At 62.9% G+C, this 18,625-nt stretch carries 10 protein-coding genes and 1 pseudogene; 5 read left to right on the top strand and 6 right to left on the bottom strand.

All coding sequences use genetic code 11. From position 1 onward, the window contains the following. Positions 1–40: 40 nt before the first annotated feature. Positions 41–511 carry a MaoC family dehydratase gene (locus tag ACNFBR_RS24660; protein ID WP_012273633.1) on the bottom strand — a complete coding sequence of 157 codons (471 nt, stop codon included), beginning with the start codon at positions 509–511 and terminating at the stop codon, positions 41–43. Positions 512–545: 34 nt separating this feature from the next. Further along, positions 546–1,490 (bottom strand): lysophospholipase, encoded by a 945-nt coding sequence (locus tag ACNFBR_RS24665; RefSeq protein WP_416737174.1) that lies wholly within the window; start codon positions 1,488–1,490, stop codon positions 546–548. A 218-nt stretch (positions 1,491–1,708) separates the two neighbouring features. On the opposite strand from ACNFBR_RS24665, the gene fadD2 reads away from it, so the two are divergent. Further along, positions 1,709–3,397, top strand: a complete 1,689-nt coding sequence (fadD2, locus tag ACNFBR_RS24670) for a long-chain-fatty-acid--CoA ligase FadD2 (protein WP_416737175.1) — start codon at positions 1,709–1,711, stop codon at positions 3,395–3,397. Between the two features lie 332 nt (positions 3,398–3,729). Beyond that, the gene (fadD1, locus tag ACNFBR_RS24675) at positions 3,730–5,427 is read left to right on the top strand and encodes a long-chain-fatty-acid--CoA ligase FadD1 (protein WP_416737176.1); all 1,698 of its coding nucleotides are present in this window, start codon (positions 3,730–3,732) and stop codon (positions 5,425–5,427) included. Between the two features lie 99 nt (positions 5,428–5,526). Here fadD1 and ACNFBR_RS24680 read toward each other — a convergent pair whose 3' ends face one another. Then, positions 5,527–6,834 (bottom strand): NAD(P)/FAD-dependent oxidoreductase, encoded by a 1,308-nt coding sequence (locus ACNFBR_RS24680; RefSeq protein WP_416737177.1) that lies wholly within the window; start codon positions 6,832–6,834, stop codon positions 5,527–5,529. Between the two features lie 24 nt (positions 6,835–6,858). Beyond that, positions 6,859–8,223 (bottom strand): glutamine synthetase family protein, encoded by a 1,365-nt coding sequence (locus ACNFBR_RS24685; protein ID WP_416737178.1) that lies wholly within the window; start codon positions 8,221–8,223, stop codon positions 6,859–6,861. A 535-nt stretch (positions 8,224–8,758) separates the two neighbouring features. Between ACNFBR_RS24685 and hrpA the strand changes: the two genes are divergently transcribed. Both hrpA and ACNFBR_RS24695 read left to right on the top strand, forming a co-directional pair. After that, positions 8,759–12,664: an ATP-dependent RNA helicase HrpA gene (hrpA, locus tag ACNFBR_RS24690; protein ID WP_416737179.1), complete on the top strand. Its 3,906-nt coding sequence runs from the start codon at positions 8,759–8,761 to the stop codon at positions 12,662–12,664. 174 nt (positions 12,665–12,838) lie between these two features. Then, positions 12,839–13,960 (top strand): beta-ketoacyl-ACP synthase III, encoded by a 1,122-nt coding sequence (locus tag ACNFBR_RS24695; protein ID WP_416737180.1) that lies wholly within the window; start codon positions 12,839–12,841, stop codon positions 13,958–13,960. Between the two features lie 198 nt (positions 13,961–14,158). On the opposite strand, the gene ACNFBR_RS24700 is transcribed toward ACNFBR_RS24695, so the two are convergent. Next, a complete protein-coding gene (locus ACNFBR_RS24700; RefSeq protein WP_264360345.1) occupies positions 14,159–15,403 on the bottom strand; it encodes a putative porin in 1,245 nt (414 codons plus the stop codon). A gap of 262 nt (positions 15,404–15,665) precedes the next feature. Between ACNFBR_RS24700 and ACNFBR_RS24705 the strand changes: the two are divergent. Then, positions 15,666–16,763: pseudogene (locus ACNFBR_RS24705) on the top strand (GNAT family N-acetyltransferase); the annotation flags it as partial. Positions 16,764–16,773: 10 nt separating this feature from the next. Here ACNFBR_RS24705 and ACNFBR_RS24710 read toward each other — a convergent pair. Continuing rightward, positions 16,774–18,606 (bottom strand): ABC transporter ATP-binding protein, encoded by a 1,833-nt coding sequence (locus tag ACNFBR_RS24710; protein WP_416737181.1) that lies wholly within the window; start codon positions 18,604–18,606, stop codon positions 16,774–16,776. Positions 18,607–18,625 lie beyond the last annotated feature (19 nt).

Raw genomic sequence — 18,625 nt, forward strand, 5'->3', positions numbered from 1 at the left:
GGCTTGCCCGCGAAGAGGCCGGTACTGGCTAAATCAGTTTTCAGCTAGCCACAAAATTCGGCGGCGACACCAGTTCGACGGTCTGTTGCTTGCGCGGTGCCAGGATTTCGGCCTCACCCTGCACGACCAGCTCATCGTTCTGGTTGTACACATTGGTGGCGATGCGCACCTTGAACTTGGGCAACTTCTCGAGGATTTCCAGGCGCACGGTCAGGGTGTCGCCAATTTTCACCGGCTTCTGGAAGCTCATCTGCTGGCCCAGGTAGATGGTGCCTGGGCCAGGCAGGGTGCAGGCCACTGCAGCACTGATGAGTGCGCCGCTGAACATGCCATGGGCAATACGCTCGCGGAACATGCTCTTGGCGGCGAACTCGGCATCCAGGTGAACCGGGTTGTGGTCACCGGACATCGCAGCGAACAGCTGGATGTCGCGTTCTTCAACGGACTTCTTGTACTCGGCCTTCTGGCCGACTTCGAGGGCTTCGTAAGGCGTGTTGGTGACCTGGGACATCGGTGCTTCCTTAAGCGTTGGGCGAGGGCGGCTATCATTCACTGCGCACAGGGCGGCCAAGGGCCAGCGCTTGTTCAAGCCAGCCGAGAATATCGGCGGTGACCTCGTCACGGTTGGTTTCGTTGAGTACTTCATGCCGCGCTTCAGGATAGACGCGCAGCTGTACATGTCGATTGCCGGTCGCGCGCAGGGCGTCGGCCAGATGGGTGAGACGCTTGCCGGCACTGACCGGATCACATTCTCCACCGATCACCAGCATCGGCAGGTTGGGATCGATCTGCGCGAGGTTACCCGGCTGGCTGATCTGCGCCAAGCCTTGCAGCAGGTCGAGCCACAACTGGTTGCTGCAGCGAAAGCCGCACAACGGGTCGTCGACGTACTGGTCGACCTCGACCGGGTCGCGGCTGAGCCAGTCGAATGCTGTGCGGTTGGGCTTGAAGGCCTTGTTGAACGACCCGAACGACAACCATTCGATCAGTGCACTCTTGCCCAGTGGCCCCTGGCGCCAGGCTTCCAGCCGTGCAATCTGCCGCGCCACACGGTACAGCATCGCCGGCTGGTAGTTGGAGCCGCTGAGGATCGCCCCGTGCAGGCTGGCGCTATGGTGCAGCAGGTAAGCCTGGGCGATGTAGCTGCCCATGCTGTGACCAAAGAGGAACAACGGCGTGCACGGGTACTGCTGGCCGATGTGCTGGGCCAGCAGCCCGAGGTCGTTGACCACGGCATTCCAGCCATGATGGCGGGCGAACAGGCCGAGGTTGCCCAATTCGGCGGTGCGCCCGTGGCCGCGTTGGTCGGCCGCGAACAGGGCAAAGCCAGCCTCGCTCAAGGCTTGACCCAGGCGCTGGTAGCGCCCGGCATGCTCGGCCATGCCATGGGCCAGCAGGACCACGGCTTTTACCGGTGTGGCTGGCAACCATTGGTGCACGTACAGGCTGCAGTGCTCGCTGGCGGGCAGCCAGAAGGCGTCGTGGGGCATGGCGGGTCCTTGTGCGCACGGATACCCGAACAGTGTATGCACAACCGGCCGGATTGCAGGAAGGGCACAAATAAGATTCACAATGTTAATGGCGGCACTTGGCGTATATGCCACCTTGGGCTTACCTGCTAACGTCGGATCAACGCCTTTTCGCCAGCAGGCGATCAGGTAAAGGACTAAAGGACGCAGTGCAGGTCCAGGCAGAGGAACAATAATAAATGCAAGCCGACTTCTGGAATGACAAGCGCCCGGCGGGCGTGCCTTCCACCATCGACATCAATGCCTACGCCTCGGTCGTCGAGGTGTTCGAACGCTCCTGCAAGCGCTTTGCCGACCGCCCGGCGTTCAGCAACCTGGGCGTGACCCTGAGCTATGCCGAGCTGGAGCGCCATTCGGCAGCCTTCGCTGCCTGGTTGCAGCAGCACACCGACCTCAAGCCGGGCGACCGCATCGCCGTGCAGATGCCCAACGTGCTGCAGTATCCCATCGCCGTGTTCGGTGCCATGCGCGCCGGGTTGATCGTGGTCAACACCAACCCGCTGTACACCGAGCGCGAGATGCGCCACCAGTTCAAGGACAGTGGCGCGCGTGCGCTGGTGTACCTGAACATGTTCGGCAAGCGCGTGCAGGAGGTGCTGCCCGATACCGGCATCGAGTACCTGATCGAGGCGAAAATGGGCGACCTGCTGCCCACTGCCAAGGGCTGGCTGATCAACACCGTGGTCGACAAGCTGAAAAAGATGGTGCCAGCCTACCAATTGCCCCAGGCGGTCTCCTTCAAACAGGTGCTGCGCGAGGGCCGTGGGCTGTCGCTCAAGCCGGTGTCGCTGAGCCTCAGCGACATCGCCGTGCTGCAGTACACCGGCGGCACCACTGGCCTGGCCAAGGGCGCGATGCTCACCCACGGCAACCTGGTGGCGAACATGCTGCAGGTGCTGGCCTGCTTCTCCCAGCACGGCCCCGATGGGCAGAAGCTGCTCAAGGACGGCCAGGAGGTAATGATCGCGCCGCTGCCGCTGTACCACATCTATGCCTTTACCGCGAACTGCATGTGCATGATGGTTACCGGCAACCACAACGTATTGATTACCAACCCACGGGATATTCCCGGCTTTATCAAGGAGCTGGGCAAGTGGCGTTTCTCCGCGCTGCTGGGGCTCAATACCCTGTTCGTTGCACTGATGGACCACCCTGGTTTTCGGCAACTGGACTTCTCGGCGCTGAAGGTCACCAACTCGGGTGGCACGGCGTTGGTCAAGGCCACCGCCGAGCGCTGGGAAGACCTTACCGGATGCCGCATTGTCGAAGGCTACGGCCTGACAGAAACCTCGCCGGTGGCCAGCACCAACCCCTACGGCGAACTGGCGCGCCTGGGTACGGTGGGCATCCCGGTGGCGGGTACCGCGTTCAAGGTGATCGACGATGACGGCAACGAAATGCCACTGGGCGAGCGCGGCGAGCTGTGCATCAAGGGCCCGCAAGTGATGAAGGGATACTGGCAGCAGTCCGAGGCTACGGCCCAGGCCCTGGATGCAGAAGGCTGGTTCAAGACCGGTGACATTGCGGTGATCGACCCGGACGGCTTCACCCGCATCGTCGACCGCAAGAAGGACATGATCATCGTCTCGGGTTTCAACGTGTACCCCAACGAGATCGAGGACGTGGTGATGGGCCACCCCAAGGTCGCCAACTGCGCCGCCATCGGCGTACCGGACGAACGCTCCGGCGAGGCGGTGAAGTTGTTCGTGGTGCCGCGCGAAAGCGGCCTGAGCGTGGATGAGCTCAAGGCCTACTGCAAGGCCAACTTCACCGGCTACAAGGTGCCCAAGCACATCGTGCTGCGCGAATCGTTGCCGATGACGCCGGTGGGCAAGATTCTGCGGCGGGAATTGCGCGATATAGCTTGATACCGAGTTGCTTTCTTCGCGGGCAAGCCCGCTCCTACACCGGCCGTTGTAGGAGCGGGCTTGCCCGCGAATGCTTTAAAGCCGCTCTAACAAGGCGATTACAGCCTGATCTGCGACATTTTGGTTAAAAACTCTAAAAATGACTTGTATTGTTCATTGAGTCATTTTTGTGACTGTGAGGCCTGTTTTGGCCTCTAGGCGACCCCAGGCAAAGCTGTTACTCTCGGCCCGCTTTCAGGTGATCCGGTTTGCAACGAACCGTCATCTCATATCAATAATAAGCGCATCGACGCGTGAATCGAACTTCGCTGTTGCTGAAGGAGTGGGCTTCCATGATCGAAAATTTTTGGAAGGATAAGTACCCAGCCGGGATTACGGCGGAAATCAATCCTGACGAATTCCCCAATATCCAGGCAGTACTCAAGCAATCCTGCCAACGCTTTGCCGACAAACCGGCCTTTAGCAACCTGGGCAAGACTATCACTTATGGCGAGTTGTATGCGTTGTCGGGGGCATTTGCCGCCTGGCTGCAGCAGCATACCGACCTCAAGCCGGGTGACCGCATCGCCGTTCAACTGCCCAATGTCCTGCAATACCCGGTCGCGGTATTCGGTGCCATGCGTGCCGGGCTGATCGTGGTCAACACCAACCCGCTGTATACCGCGCGGGAGATGGAACACCAGTTCAACGACTCCGGCGCCAAGGCCCTGGTGTGCCTGGCCAACATGGCTCACCTGGCCGAGAAGGTGGTGCCCAAGACCCAGGTCAAGCACGTCATCGTCACCGAAGTGGCCGACCTGCTGCCGCCTCTCAAGCGCCTGCTGATCAACAGCGTGATCAAGTATGTGAAGAAGATGGTGCCGGCCTACAGCCTGCCGCAGGCCGTGCGCTTCAACGACGCCCTGGCGCTGGGCAAGGGCCAGCCGGTGACCGAGGCCAACCCGCAGGCCAACGACGTGGCGGTGCTGCAATATACCGGCGGCACGACAGGCGTGGCCAAGGGCGCCATGCTGACCCACCGCAACCTGGTGGCCAACATGCTGCAGTGCCGGGCGCTGATGGGCTCGAACCTGCACGAAGGCTGCGAAATCCTCATCACTCCGCTGCCGCTTTACCACATCTACGCCTTTACCTTCCATTGCATGGCAATGATGTTGATCGGTAACCACAACGTGCTGATCAGCAACCCGCGTGACCTGCCAGCCATGGTCAAGGAACTGGGCAAGTGGAAGTTCAGCGGCTTTGTCGGCCTCAACACCCTGTTCGTTGCCCTGTGCAACAACGAGGCGTTCCGTGCCCTGGACTTCTCGGCGCTGAAAATCACCCTGTCCGGTGGCATGGCCCTGCAGCTGAGCGTGGCCGAGCGCTGGAAGGCCGTTACCGGTTGCGCTATCTGCGAAGGCTACGGCATGACCGAAACCAGCCCCGTGGCGGCGGTGAACCCGGCAGAGGCCAACCAGGTGGGTACCATCGGTATTCCGGTGCCGTCGACCCTGTGCAAGATCATCGACGACGCCGGCAACGAGCTGCCGCTTGGCGAAGTGGGCGAGCTGTGTGTCAAGGGCCCGCAGGTGATGAAGGGCTACTGGCAGCGCGAAGACGCCACTGCCGAGATTCTCGACGGCGAAGGCTGGCTGAAGACCGGTGACATCGCCCTGATCCAGGCGGACGGCTACATGCGTATCGTCGACCGCAAGAAGGACATGATCCTGGTCTCGGGCTTCAACGTGTACCCCAACGAGCTGGAGGATGTGCTGGCAGCCTTGCCAGGCGTGCTGCAGTGCGCAGCCATTGGTGTGCCGGACGAGAAGTCGGGGGAAGTGATCAAGGTGTTCATCGTGGTCAAGCCGGGCATGACCGTGACCAAGGAGCAGGTGATGGAGCACATGCGTGCCAACGTTACCGGCTACAAGGTCCCGCGCCTGATCGAGTTCCGCGAATCGTTGCCGACCACCAACGTGGGCAAGATCCTGCGCCGTGAGCTGCGCGATGAAGAACTGAAGAAGCAAGGCCTGAAGAAGATCGCCTGATCTTCTGAATCTAGGCTGGCCTCATCGCGGGCAAGCCCGCTCCTACAGGTATTGCGCTAACCTGTAGGAGCGGGCTTGCCCGCGATGTGGTCTGTGAAATCAGCGCAGTTTTTCAAGCATCTGGTAGTACCACATCCCCGCCGCCAGCAGCGGATTCCCCAGCAAATCCCCCATCGGCACTCGCACATGCTTGCACTGGGCGAAGGTGTCGAACTTCTCCAGCGTCCCGGTCAAGGCCTCGGCCATGATCTCGCCCATGATGTGGCTGGTGGCGATGCCGTGCCCCGAATAGCCCTGGCAATACCACACGTTGTCCGACAGCTTGCCCAGCTGCGGGATGCGGTTGACCACGATACCCATGGCGCAACTCCACTGGAACTCGATCGGCACCCCTTTCAATGCCGGGAAGGTGCGCTCGATGCACGGGCGCAGTTCGCCTTCGATATCCCGTGAGTCACGGCCCGAATAGTTGGCGCCACCGCCGAACAGCAAGCGCTTGTCGGCGGTCAGGCGGTAATAGTCGAGCACGAAGCGGCAGTCGTACACCGCCAGGTCCTGCGGGTTGATTTGCTCGGCCAACTCACCCAGCGGCGCGGTGGTGACAATGCCGCCCATGGCCGGGAAGATCTTGCCCTTGAGCTGGCGCTTTTCCAGTTTGTGATACACATCGCCGGCCAGCATCACCTGGCGTGCTTCCACCCGGCCATGGGCGGTAACCACCGCCGGACGCGGGCCGTGGACGATGTCCAGCACTTCGGAGTTTTCGAAAATCAGCGCACCCAGGCTGTGCGCGGCACGGGCTTCGCCCAGGCACAGGTTGAGCGGGTGCAGGTGCAAGTTGCGCAGGTTTTTCAATGCACCCAGGTACAGCGGGCTTTGCAGGTGTTCGGCCACAGCCGCGCGGTCAAGCAACTGCACCTGCTCGCCCATGCCACGGCGACGTGCCTCGGCCTCGAAGGCGCGTAGCTCGGTCATGTGCGAGGGCTTCATCGCCGCATGCAGGTGGCCGCGCTTGAGGTCGCAATCGATGCCATAGCGCGCCACGCGCTGTTCGATCACCTGGTGCCCGCGCCAGCGCAAGTGCCAGATGAAATCATCGACTTCACTGCCCAGCTGGTTGCGCATCTGCGAGCGCATGGCCTCGTCGCCCGACAGGCTGCCGGTGACCTGGCCACCATTGCGCCCGCTGGCGCCCCAGCCAATGCGGTTGGTTTCGACGATGGCCACCTTCAGGCCACGCTCGGCCAGCTCCACCGCCGTGGCCACGCCGGTAAAGCCGCCGCCGATGATGGCCACATCCACCTGCACCGTGCCCTTGAGCTGCGGGTACTCGGTGTGGTCGTTGAGGGAGGCGCTGTAGTAGGACGGTGCGCGTTGCGCCGGGCCTTTGTTCAATGCTGCGTTCATGGGTGTTCCTTGTTATGTAGGGGCTCAGGCCTGGTGCAGGTACCAGCGCCAGTCCTGTTCGCTGACTTCGGCCATGAACTGGCGGTACTCGGCGCGCTTGACCTTCAGGTACACGCCTAGGAAGTCCCCGCCCAAGGCTTCGCGGGCCCAATCGGAATGCTGCAGGGCGTCGAGGGCGGTCAGCCAGTCGGTGGGCAGGTGTTCGGTGGCCTGGGCATAGCCGTTGCCTTCAACCGGTGCGCCCGGGTCCAGCTGTTCGCGGATGCCCCGGTGGCTGGCAGCGAGGATCGCCGCTGCAGCCAGGTAAGGGTTGGCGTCGGCGCCGCAGATACGGTGTTCCACATGGCGGCTGTTGGCCGGGCCGCCTGGCACGCGCAGGCTCACAGTGCGGTTGTCCACGCCCCAGGTTGGCGCCAGGGGCGCATAGCTGTTGGCCTGGAAGCGGCGGAACGAGTTGGCGTTGGGGCAGAACAACAGCAGCGAGTCACGCAGGTGGCGCAGCATGCCAGCCACCGCCTGGCGCAGCAGTGGGGTACCGGCCTTGTCCTCGCTGGCGAACAGGTTGTTGCCGGCGCTGTCGGCCAGGCTCAGGTGCATGTGCATGCCGGTGCCGGCCAATTGCGCGAACGGCTTGGCCATGAAACAGGCCTGCATGCCGTGGGCATGTGCCACACCTTTTACCAGGCGCTTGTAGCGCACGGCCTGGTCCATGGCCTGCAGCGCATCGCCGTGCTCAAGGGTGATTTCCACCTGGCCGGGGGCGTACTCGGAAATGGCCGTGCGCGCAGGAATGCCCTGGGCCTTGCAGGCGGCGTACAGGTCGGCGAGGAAGGGTTCGATCTGTTCCAGCTCGCGCAGGCCATAGACCTGGGTGCTGCGTGGGCGCCCGCCATCGTTGTCCAGCGCCGGTTGTGGGCGACCCTGGGCATCGCGCTGCTGATCGAGCAGGTAGAACTCCAGCTCGCAGGCCATCACCGGGTGGTAGCCGTCGGCCTTCAGCGCGTCGATGGTGCGCAGCAGCACATGGCGGGGGTCGGCGATGCTGGCCGGCAGGCCCTCGCTGGGGTGCATGCTCACCTGCACGGCGGCGGTTGGCACCCGGCGCCAGGGCAGGCGTACCAGGCTGCCGTCGAGTGGGTAGGCGCGGCAGTCGATATCGCCGACGTCCCACACCAGGCCGGAGTTTTCTACGTCGTCGCCGTTCAGGGTCAGGCCGAGGATGGTGCTGGGCAGTGGCCGGCCGGTCTGGTACACGGCCAGCAGTTCCTCGCGGTGCAGCAGCTTGCCGCGTGGTACGCCGTTGGCGTCGAGGATGAACAGTTCGAACAGCTCGATATCGGGGTTGTCGGCCAGGAAACGGGTAGCCTGCTCTACGGGTGCAAAGTGCATGATGAATTCGCTCACGGGCGCACAGGGCCACCGCGCAAGCAGGCGGCCCAGCTGAGTCAAACGGCCAGATGCAGGCCGGGTTTGGTTACATTGGCGTGAGCGAAGTGTCCGGTGGGCGCGCGTGGCGGCAGTGCCACAGGGCCCAGAAGGCGAGGATGATGTGCACCAGCGGATTTTCCCCGGCACGGCTCCGGGCCTTCGGTAGCGAAGGGCGGGACGAGGGTGGGGCGATGGGCTGGGCGGGAGTCATGCCTTTGATACTCACATGCGCGGTAAGGTTGATTAAAGCAGTGAATGGCAACCTTTACATCGTACCTGACTAAACATTTGTGCTGTTGCTGCTGGCCTCTTCGCGGGCTTGCCCGCTCCCACAGGATTCCATCAGGGCTGAAACCTGTGGGGGCTCTGTGGGAGCGGGCAAGCCCGCGAAGGGGCCGGCACAAGCAGCAGAAAACCGGCAAATCTGCGACAATCGCCCAACTTTCCGAATGCCGATCATGAAAAAGCAGGCTCACCTGCATCACTAAAAAGCCCCATGACTGACCACGCCATCGACAAACTGCTGCAAAACCTCGACCACGCCATGATTGCCGACCGCCATCGCCTGCGCCGGCAACTGCACGAACTGCGCAAGCGCCCCGACGAGGCGAAGCTGGCGCAGTGGGTGGAAAAGGTCCAGGCCTCCTGCGCCCAGGTCACCTCGCGTCAGCAGAGCGTGCCGACCGTGCGCTACGACGACAACCTGCCGATCGCCGCCAAGCGTGACGAAATCAAGAAGGCCCTGGCCGAACACCAGGTGTTGGTGATCGCTGGCGAAACCGGCTCGGGCAAGACCACCCAGCTGCCGAAGATCTGCCTGGAACTGGGCCGTGGCAGCCATGGGCTGATCGCCCACACCCAGCCACGCCGGATTGCCGCGCGCAGCGTGGCGGCGCGGGTCGCCGAAGAGCTGGGCACGCCGCTGGGCGGGCTGGTCGGCTACCAGGTGCGTTTCGAGGACCAGAGCGATGCCAACACCCTGGTCAAGCTGATGACCGACGGTATCCTGCTGGCCGAGACCCAGCACGATCGCTTCCTCGAACGCTACGACACGATCATCGTCGACGAAGCCCACGAACGCAGCCTGAACATCGATTTCCTGCTCGGCTACCTGAAGACGTTGCTGCATCGTCGGCCGGACCTGAAACTGATCATTACTTCGGCGACCATCGACCTGGAGCGCTTCTCCAAGCATTTTGACGACGCGCCGATCATCGAGGTGTCCGGGCGTACCTTCCCGGTGGAAACCTGGTACCGCCCGCTGACCAGCGAGCAGGACGAAGAGGGCAACCAGATCGAGGACGACCTCACCGTCGACCAGGCCATCCTCGCCACCCTGGATGAGCTGGCGCAGCACGAGCGCAGCGAGGGCAAGGGCCCGGGCGATGTGCTGATCTTCCTGCCAGGCGAGCGGGAGATCCGCGATGCCGCCGAGATCCTGCGCAAGGCGCAACTGCGCCATACCGAAATTTTGCCGCTGTACGCGCGGCTGTCGCCGGCCGAGCAGCAGCGCATCTTCCAGCCGCACACCGGGCGCCGCGTGGTGCTGGCCACCAACGTCGCCGAAACCTCGCTGACGGTGCCAGGCATCCGCTATGTGATCGACACCGGTACCGCGCGCATCAGCCGCTACAGCTACCGTGCCAAGGTCCAGCGCCTACCTATCGAGGCGGTGTCGCAGGCCAGCGCCAACCAGCGTAAAGGCCGTTGCGGCCGGGTCGAACCGGGCATTTGCGTGCGCCTGTATAGCGAGGAGGACTTCAACGGCCGGCCGGCGTTTACCGACCCGGAGATCCTGCGCACCAACCTGGCGGCGGTGATCCTGCAGATGCTGCACCTGCGCCTGGGCGCAATCGATGCCTTCCCGTTCATCGAGCCGCCGGATGGCAAGGCCATCAGCGACGGCTTCAACCTGTTGCAGGAGCTGTCGGCGGTCAACCGCGAAAACCAGCTGACGCCAATCGGCCGCCAGTTGGCGCGTTTGCCGATCGACCCGCGGCTGGGCCGCATGCTGCTTGAAGGTGCGCGCCTGGGCAGCCTGCAGGAAGTGCTGATCGTCACCAGTGCGCTGTCGGTGCAGGACCCGCGCGAGCGCCCACCAGAGCGCCAGCAGGCCGCCGACCAGGCGCACGCACAGTGGAAGGACGTGGATTCCGACTTCGCCGCGCTGGTCAACCTGTGGCGTGGCTTTGAGGAACAGCGCCAGGCGTTGACCGCCAACCCGCTGCGCAACTGGTGCCGCAAGCACTTCCTGAACTACTTGCGCCTGCGCGAGTGGCGCGATGCCCATCGCCAACTGGCGCTGATCTGCCGCGATCTGCAGCTGACGGTGAACAAGGAGGCGACCGACTACCAGAAGCTGCACAAGGCGATCCTCAGCGGGCTGCTCAGCCAGATCGGCCAGAAGACCGAAGAAGGCGACTACCAGGGTGCCCGCCAGCGGCGCTTCTGGGTGCATCCGTCGTCGGGCCTGGGGCGCAAGCGCCCGCAGTGGGTAATGGCTGCCGAGTTGGTCGAAACCACCAAGCTGTATGCGCGCATGGTGGCCAGGATCGAACCGGACTGGATCGAGCCGCTGGCCGGCCACCTGATCAAGAAGAACCATTTCGAACCGCACTGGGAGAAGAAGCGCGGGCAGGTGGTGGCTTATGAGCAGATCACCCTCTACGGGCTGATTCTGGTTGGCCGGCGGCCGGTGCACTACGGGCCGATCGACCCGGTGACCTCGCGCGAGTTGTTTATCCGTGAAGGCCTGGTGGGTGGCGAAATCCAGTCGCGGGCCAAGTGCCTGGCGGCCAACAAGCGCCTGCTCGAAGAACTCGACGAGCTGGAGGCCAAGGCTCGCCGGCGCGACATCCTGGCTGACGAAGAAACGCTGTACGCCTTCTACGAAGCGCGTCTGCCGGCGGAAATCCATCAGACCGCGACCTTCGACAGCTGGTACCGCATGGGCAGTCAGAAGGACCCCAACCTGCTGATCATGCGCGAGGAAGACGTGCTGGCGCGCGAGGCCAGCGAAGTCACCGCCGCGCAGTACCCCGACAGCCTGCAGGTGGGCGAGTTGCGCCTGCCGCTGAGCTACCACTTCGAGCCCGGCCACCCGCGTGACGGCGTAACCGTGCGGGTGCCGGCGCCGCTGTTGCCGAACCTGCCCGGCGAGCGCCTGGAGTGGTTGGTGCCAGGCCTGCTGGAAGCCAAGTGCGTGGCGCTGGTGCGCAACCTGCCCAAGGCCCTGCGCAAGAACTTCGTGCCAGTGCCGGACTTCGTCAAGGCTTCGCTGGCGCGCATGAGCTTCGGCCAAGGGGCGCTGCCGCAGGCCTTGGGCCAGGAGCTGTTGCGCATGACCGGTGCGCGCGTGTCGGACGAGGCCTGGGACGAATCGGTCAACCTGGTCGAAGGCCACCTGCGCATGAACATCGAAGTGGTCGATGGCCAGGGCAAGTTCCTGGGTGAAGGCCGCGACCTGGCCGAGCTGACTGCGCGTTTTGCCGCTGCCAGCCAGGCGGCGCTGGCTGTGCCGCGTGATGCCAAGAGTGATCAGCCGGTGCAGGCCAAGGCCTTCAGCGAAGTGAAGCAGACCGCCCAGCAGAAGATCGCCGGCCTGTCGATGACCGTTTACCCGGCCTTGGTGGAAGACAACGGCACTGTGCGGGAAGGACGTTTCTCGACCCAGGCCGAAGCCGAGTTCCAGCACCGCCGTGCGTTGCAGCGGCTGCTGCTGCAGCAGTTGGCCGAGCCGGCCAAGTTCCTGCGCGGCAAGCTGCCGGGGCTGACCGAACTGGGCCTGCTGTACCGTGACATGGGCCGGGTCGAGGCACTGGTCGAAGACATCCTGCTGGCCAGCCTGGACAGCTGCATCCTCGAAGGCGAGCAACCGTTGCCACGTGATGGCGCGGCTCTGGCCGGGCTGGCCGAGCGCAAGCGCGGCAATTGGGCCGAGCATGCCGAGCGCCTGGCGCGCCAGACCCTGGAAGTGCTGAAGTTGTGGCATGGGCTGCAGAAGCGCTTCAAGGGCAAGATCGACCTGAGCCAGGCAGTGGCGCTGAACGACATCAAGCAGCAACTGGGCAACCTGGTGTACCCGGGCTTCGTGCGCGAATCGCCCGGGGCCTGGTTCAAGGAGCTGCCGCGTTATCTCAAGGCGGTGGAACTGCGCCTGGAGAAGCTGGGTGCGCAGGTACAGAAGGACCGGGTGTGGAGCGGCGAGCTGGCCAACTTGTGGGCGCAGTACAAGGCCCGTGCCGACAAGCATGCCCAGGAAGGCAAGCGCGATGAGCAGTTGGCCTTGTACCGCTGGTGGCTGGAGGAATATCGGGTGTCGCTGTTTGCCCAGCAGTTGGGGACCAAGGTGCCGATTTCCGACAAACGTTTGAGCAAGCAATGGGGCCAGGTGGAAGGCTAACTTCCTTGATTTGTGGCACACTTCAGTGAGTTTGGGGCCGCTTTGCGGCCCTTCGCGGGCACGCCCGCTCCCACTGGGTGAGCGTATGTCCCTAAATTGGCACTAAAGTGCCATTATCCTGTCATATTTCCAGCCAGCGCCCTGTGGCGATGGCCTTTGACCAGAGGAACGACCGTGCATAACGTCGTGATCAGCGGCACCGGCCTTTACACCCCGGCCCAGAGCATTTCCAACGAAGAACTGGTGGCTTCCTTCAATGCCTGGTCGCAGCAGTTCAACCAGGACAACGCTGCTGCCATCGAGCGCGGTGAAGTCGAAGCGGCGCCGCTGTCCGATGCGGCATTCATCGAAAAGGCCTCGGGTATCAAGAGCCGCTTTGTCATGGACAAGGCCGGTATCCTCGACCCGCAGCGCATGAAGCCGCGCCTGCCGGAACGCAGCAACGATGAACCTTCAGTGCTCTGCGAAATGGCCGTGGCCGCCGCCCGCCAGGCCCTGGAGCGCGCCGGCCGTACGGCTGCGGATGTCGATGGAGTGATCGTCGCCTGCTCCAACCTGCAGCGCCCCTACCCGGCCATCGCCATCGAAGTGCAACAGGCGCTGGGCATCCAGGGCTTTGCCTTCGACATGAACGTGGCGTGCTCGTCGGCCACCTTCGGTATCCAGACCGCGGCCAACAGCGTAGCCCTGGGCCAGGCGCGAGCGGTGCTGATGGTCAACCCAGAGGTGTGCACCGGTCACCTCAACTTCCGCGACCGCGACAGCCACTTCATCTTTGGTGATGCTGCCACCGCGGTGTTGCTCGAGCGTGCCGACAAGGCCACTTCGGCGCACCAGTTCGACATCGTCAGCAGCAAGCTGTGGACCGAGTTCTCCAACAACATTCGCAACAACTTCGGCTTCCTCAACCGTGCGGCCGAAGAAGGCGAAGGCGCAGCGGACAAGCTGTTCATCCAGGAAGGCCGCAAGGTGTTCCGCGAGGTGTGCCCGAAGGTGGCCGAGCTGATCGGTGAGCACCTGCAGGAAAATGGCTTGCAACCGAGCGACGTGAAGCGCTTCTGGTTGCACCAGGCCAACCTCAGCATGAACCATCTGATCGTCAAGAAGCTGCTGGGGCGTGAGGTGGCCGAAGAGGATGCACCGGTTATTCTCGACCGTTACGCCAACACCAGCTCGGCGGGCTCGGTGATTGCCTTCCACCTGTACCAGGATGATTTGGCCAAGGGCTCGCTGGGTGTTTTGAGCTCGTTCGGTGCGGGGTATTCGATTGGTAGCGTGATCCTGCGCAAACGCTGATTGCGTGCTGGTCCGAGATTGTCGGGGCCGCAACGCGGCCCATTCGCAGCACAAGGCTGCTCCTACAGGGAATCGCGATCCCCTGTAGGAGCAGCCTTGTGCTGCGAATGGCCCCCACAATTTTACAGGCAAAAAAAGCGGGAAACGCCGGATGGGGTCGGCATTTCCCGCTTCAGGTGAAGCAGAGGCGTTTGCAGCTTAGAACTTGGCTTCCAGGTCGACCTGCAGGGTGTCTACGTCAGCATCGCTGTTCGGCAGGTTGGAATAGTCGGTTTTGGCCATCATGTAGGCCGCGCCCAGGGCGAAGTTCTTGTCGATTTCGTAACCCACTTTGAACTTGTGGCCACGGGAACCGGTGAAGCCGTTACCGAAGTCAGAGTCGGTAAACAGGCTGACGACACCGTTACGCTGCACGTCGCGGTAGTTGTAGTCCAGGCTCCAGGCGCCGATCTTGCTCTTCAGGCCGGCCAGCCATGCCTTGTCCTTGCCATCGGTGCTTTCGGTGTTCTTGACGAACTGGCCGTAAGCCGACAGTGGGATGGCGAAGCCGGTAAAGTCGACCTGACCGAAGCCTTCCACCAGGTTGAACTCGTCGGTGGTGTTGCCCAGCGAGCGCAGGGCTGCCGAGGCCTTGTCGTTGTCGTAGCCGTAGACGCTGCCGCCCACGGTAACCTTGACGGTGTCAGCCGCGTTGAACTTGGTACCCAGCTGGGCCGCGTACAGCTGTGCGTCGTGCTTGAACTGCACGCCGTCGCCGTCGACGTTGTCCTTCAGGTTGTAGTGACCGATGCTGCCGAACACTTCGGCCGGGCCGAGGTTGGTCTTGTAGGTAGCTGCTACACCTTCCGGGTTGATGTCGCTGTCCCAGATGATGTCGCCCATGCTCACCCATGGCTGCATCATCTTGCCGCCGATCAGGTGCAGGTTCGGCACCGCAGTCGGGTGCCAGTCGAGGTAGGCCAGGTCGACCCACAGCGATTTCTTCTCGAAGTAGTTGTCCAGGCTCTGGTTGGTCGAGCGGGCATCGGCGCTGCTGCCGGTGGCCACACGCACACCGGCGTCGACCTGCGGGTTGATCTCGCTGTAGAAGCCGACACGGGCACGCACGCGCTCACGGTCCTGGTTACCACTGCGGGAGATCGGATTGTCTACGTTGACGTCTTCGTAACGCAGGCGCACGTCACCCTTGATCTGGGTCTTGGCGGCCCATGCCACTTTTTGTTCGAAGGAGCTCATACGTTCGGACTGAGCTTTCTGGTCGGCCTTTTCCTTGGTTTCTTTTGCCAGGTCGCCCTGCAGTTCGTTGTACTGCGCCTGGTTGATCGAGCCATTGGCGCGGAGCATTTCGAGCAGCTTGGCGTCGACAGCAGCACTGGCCGGGGCGCTCAGAGCCAGCATCATGCCGGTGAGGCTCACTCCGGTAAGTGTAGAAACAAGACGCATAAGGTTCTCCCTACTGAAAAAAATGGGGGAGGCTCAAGCGCCTGCCCCTGCGTTGGCATGTCTTCGGAAAGGGCCTGAATAGACAGGTTCTGGGGTTCCGGAAAACAGGCGCAAGTATTGCGGGGGGCAATGACAGATTAATGTCTAATTAGTGGCACTGTTGTTAAGTAATTGAGAATAAAAGGATCAGCCCGGCGTTCGTCATTTGAGTGCCGGGCCGTCCTTGGGGATACTGAAGGCCTTCGAATTGCGAGCCGACACCGTGACCAGCCTGTACAGCCTTGCCCATTTGCGTGATCTTCCGGCGGCCACCTGGGATGCCCTGGTGCCGGCCGGCCAACCGTTCCTGCGCCATGCGTTTCTCAGTGCCATGGAGGACAGCGGCAGCGTGACGCGCAATACCGGTTGGGCCGCCGAGCACCTGGTGCTGGAGCGTGACGGACAGGTGCGGGCGCTGTTGCCGGCGTACCGCAAGTGGCACTCGTTTGGCGAGTATGTGTTCGATCATGGTTGGGCCGATGCCTGTGAGCGGGCTGGTATCGCCTATTACCCCAAGCTGCTTGGTGCCGTGCCGTTCAGCCCGGTCAGCGGGCCGCGCCTGCTCACCCGCGACCCTGCCGATGGCCTGCTGTTGCTGCAGGCGCTGCCGGAGTACTTGGGCAAAGGCGGGCTGTCGGGTGCGCACATCAACTTCACCGACCCGGCGCTGGACGCGCAGTTGGCTGGCCTGCCAGGCTGGATGGAGCGCCTGGGATGCCAGTTCCACTGGCAAAACAGAGGGTACCGCGACTTCCAGGACTTTCTCGACAGCCTCAGCTCGCGCAAGCGCAAGCAAATGCGCAAGGAGCGCGAGCAGGTGGTGGGGCAGGGCATCGATTTCCGCTGGTACCGCGGTGATGAGCTGGACGAGGCGCAGTGGGATTTCGTCTTCTTGTGCTATGCCAACACCTATGCGGTGCGCCGCCGTGCACCTTACCTGACACGCGAGTTTTTCAGCATGCTGGCCGAGCGGATGCCCGAGGCTGTGCGTGTGGTCATGGCGCGCCAGGGTGGGCGTGATGTGGCGATGGCGTTGAGCCTGGTGGGTGGCGACAGTTTGTTTGGCCGTTACTGGGGCTGTCTGGACGCGTTCGACCGGCTGCATTTCGAGACGTGTTTCTACCAGGGTATGGACTTTGCCATTGCCGAAGGTTTGCAGCGTTTCGATGCCGGGGCGCAGGGCGAACACAAGCTGATTCGTGGGTTCGAGCCGGTGTTGACGCGGTCCTGGCATTACCTGCTGCACCCGGGGTTACGGCGGGCGGTGGAGGATTTTCTGCTGCAGGAGCGGGAAGGGGTGAGGGGGTATGCCGAAGAGGCCGGAGCAGGTGTCAGTCGACCCCGACAAACCCCCCGGTCTGGTGGTGCCACAGGCGGGCATACAAGCCTTGTTGCTCCAATAGCTCACTGTGGCTGCCACTCTCGACAATCCGCCCTTTGTCCAGCACCACCAGCCGGTCCATGCGGGCAATGGTCGAAAGCCGGTGGGCAATGGCAATCACCGTCTTGCCTTGCATCAGCGTCTCCAGGCTTTCCTGAATGGCTGCCTCCACTTCCGAGTCCAGTGCCGAAGTGGCCTCGTCCATGATCAGGATCGGTGCGTTCTTCAACAGTACTCGGGCGATGGCGATGCGCTGGCGCTGGCCGCCCGACAACTTCACCCCGCGCTCACCCACATGGGCATCGAAGCCGGTGCGCCCCTGGGCGTCCGACAGCTGCGGGATGAACTCGTCGGCGCGGGCCCGGCGCACGGCTTCGAGCAACTCAGCCTCGCTGGCGCCGGGGCGACCATACAGCAGGTTGTCGCGGATGGAGCGGTGCAGCAGCGAGGTGTCCTGGGTGATCATGCCAATTTGTGCGCGCAGGCTGGCCTGGCTCACCTGGGCAATGTCCTGGCCATCGATGAGGATGCGCCCACCTTGCACGTCGTAAAGGCGCAGCAGCAGGTTGACCAGGGTCGACTTGCCCGCCCCGGACGGGCCGATCAAACCGATCTTTTCGCCTGGGCGGATGTCCAGGTCAAGCCCTTCAATAACGTTGGCGGCTTTGCCGTAATGGAAGTCGACGTCATCGAAACGCACCGCGCCGCGGCTGACCTTGAGTGGCGGCGCATTGGGTTGGTCGGTGACCGTGACCGGTTGGGCGATGGTCTGCAGGCCATCCTGAACCATGCCGATGTTCTCGAAGATGCCGTTGACCACCCACATGATCCAGCCCGACATGTTGACGATACGGATCACCAGGCCGGTGGCCAGTGCGATGGCGCCCACCGTGATCAGTGATTGGCTCCACAGCCACAGTGCAAGGCCGGTGGTGGTCACCACCAGCAGGCCGTTGAGGGTGGTGATGACCACGTCCATGCTGGTGACCACGCGCGAGGCAAGTTGGGTTTTCTCGGTCTGTTCGCGGATCGCTTCGCGTGCGTACTGCTGTTCGTAATCGGTGTGGGCGAACAGCTTCAGGGTGGCGATGTTGGTGTAACCATCGACGATACGCCCCATCAGCTTGGAACGTGCGTCGGAAGAGATTACCGAGCGTTCCTTCACCCTTGGCACGAAGTAGAAGAGCGCGGCGATATAGCCGACGATCCACAACAGCAGTGGGAGCATCAGGCGCCAGTCGGCCTCGGCGAACAGCACCAGCGAGGTGATGGCGTAGATCAGCACGTGCCAGAGGGCGTCCACTGCCTGCACGGCCGAGTCACGCAGCGAGTTGCCGGTCTGCATGATGCGCTGGGCGATACGCCCGGCGAAGTCGCTCTGGAAGAAGTTCAGGCTCTGCTTGAGCACGTAGGTGTGGTTTTGCCAGCGGATCAGGCTGGTCATGCCGGGGTTGATGGTTTGGTGCACCAGCAGGTCGTGCAGGCCGAAGAACACCGGCCGCAGCAGCAGGATTACCACCAGCATCCAGATCAGTTCGCCACTGTGCTCGCTGAAGAAGTTGGCGTTGGGCGTGCCTTGGGCCAGGTCGATGATGCGGCTGAGGTAGCTGAACATCGCCACCTCGATCAGCGAGGCGAACAGGCCGACCACCAGCAAGGCCAGGAAGCTAGGCCACACCTGACGCAGGTAGTACAGGTAGAACGGCCACACGGTGGTCGGCGGCGACTCGCTGGGGGCTTCGCGAAAAATGTCGATCAGTTGCTCGAAACGGCGGTACAGCATGGGTAACGACACTCCTTTT

The sequence above is a fragment of the Pseudomonas sp. NY11955 genome, assembly GCF_048068035.1.
In the GTDB taxonomy this organism is placed as follows: Bacteria; Pseudomonadota; Gammaproteobacteria; order Pseudomonadales; family Pseudomonadaceae; genus Aquipseudomonas.

Excerpts from the sequence above, each read along its gene's own strand:
- ACNFBR_RS24660 (WP_012273633.1), bottom strand. The coding sequence starts at position 511 with ATGTCCCAGGTCACCAACACGCCTTACGAAGCCCTCGAAGTCGGCCAG.
- ACNFBR_RS24665 (WP_416737174.1), bottom strand. The coding sequence starts at position 1,490 with ATGCCCCACGACGCCTTCTGGCTGCCCGCCAGCGAGCACTGCAGCCTG.
- fadD2 (WP_416737175.1), top strand. The coding sequence starts at position 1,709 with ATGCAAGCCGACTTCTGGAATGACAAGCGCCCGGCGGGCGTGCCTTCC.
- fadD1 (WP_416737176.1), top strand. The coding sequence starts at position 3,730 with ATGATCGAAAATTTTTGGAAGGATAAGTACCCAGCCGGGATTACGGCG.
- ACNFBR_RS24680 (WP_416737177.1), bottom strand. The coding sequence starts at position 6,834 with ATGAACGCAGCATTGAACAAAGGCCCGGCGCAACGCGCACCGTCCTAC.
- ACNFBR_RS24685 (WP_416737178.1), bottom strand. The coding sequence starts at position 8,223 with ATGCACTTTGCACCCGTAGAGCAGGCTACCCGTTTCCTGGCCGACAAC.
- hrpA (WP_416737179.1), top strand. The coding sequence starts at position 8,759 with ATGACTGACCACGCCATCGACAAACTGCTGCAAAACCTCGACCACGCC.
- ACNFBR_RS24700 (WP_264360345.1), bottom strand. The coding sequence starts at position 15,403 with ATGCGTCTTGTTTCTACACTTACCGGAGTGAGCCTCACCGGCATGATG.
- ACNFBR_RS24710 (WP_416737181.1), bottom strand. The coding sequence starts at position 18,606 with ATGCTGTACCGCCGTTTCGAGCAACTGATCGACATTTTTCGCGAAGCC.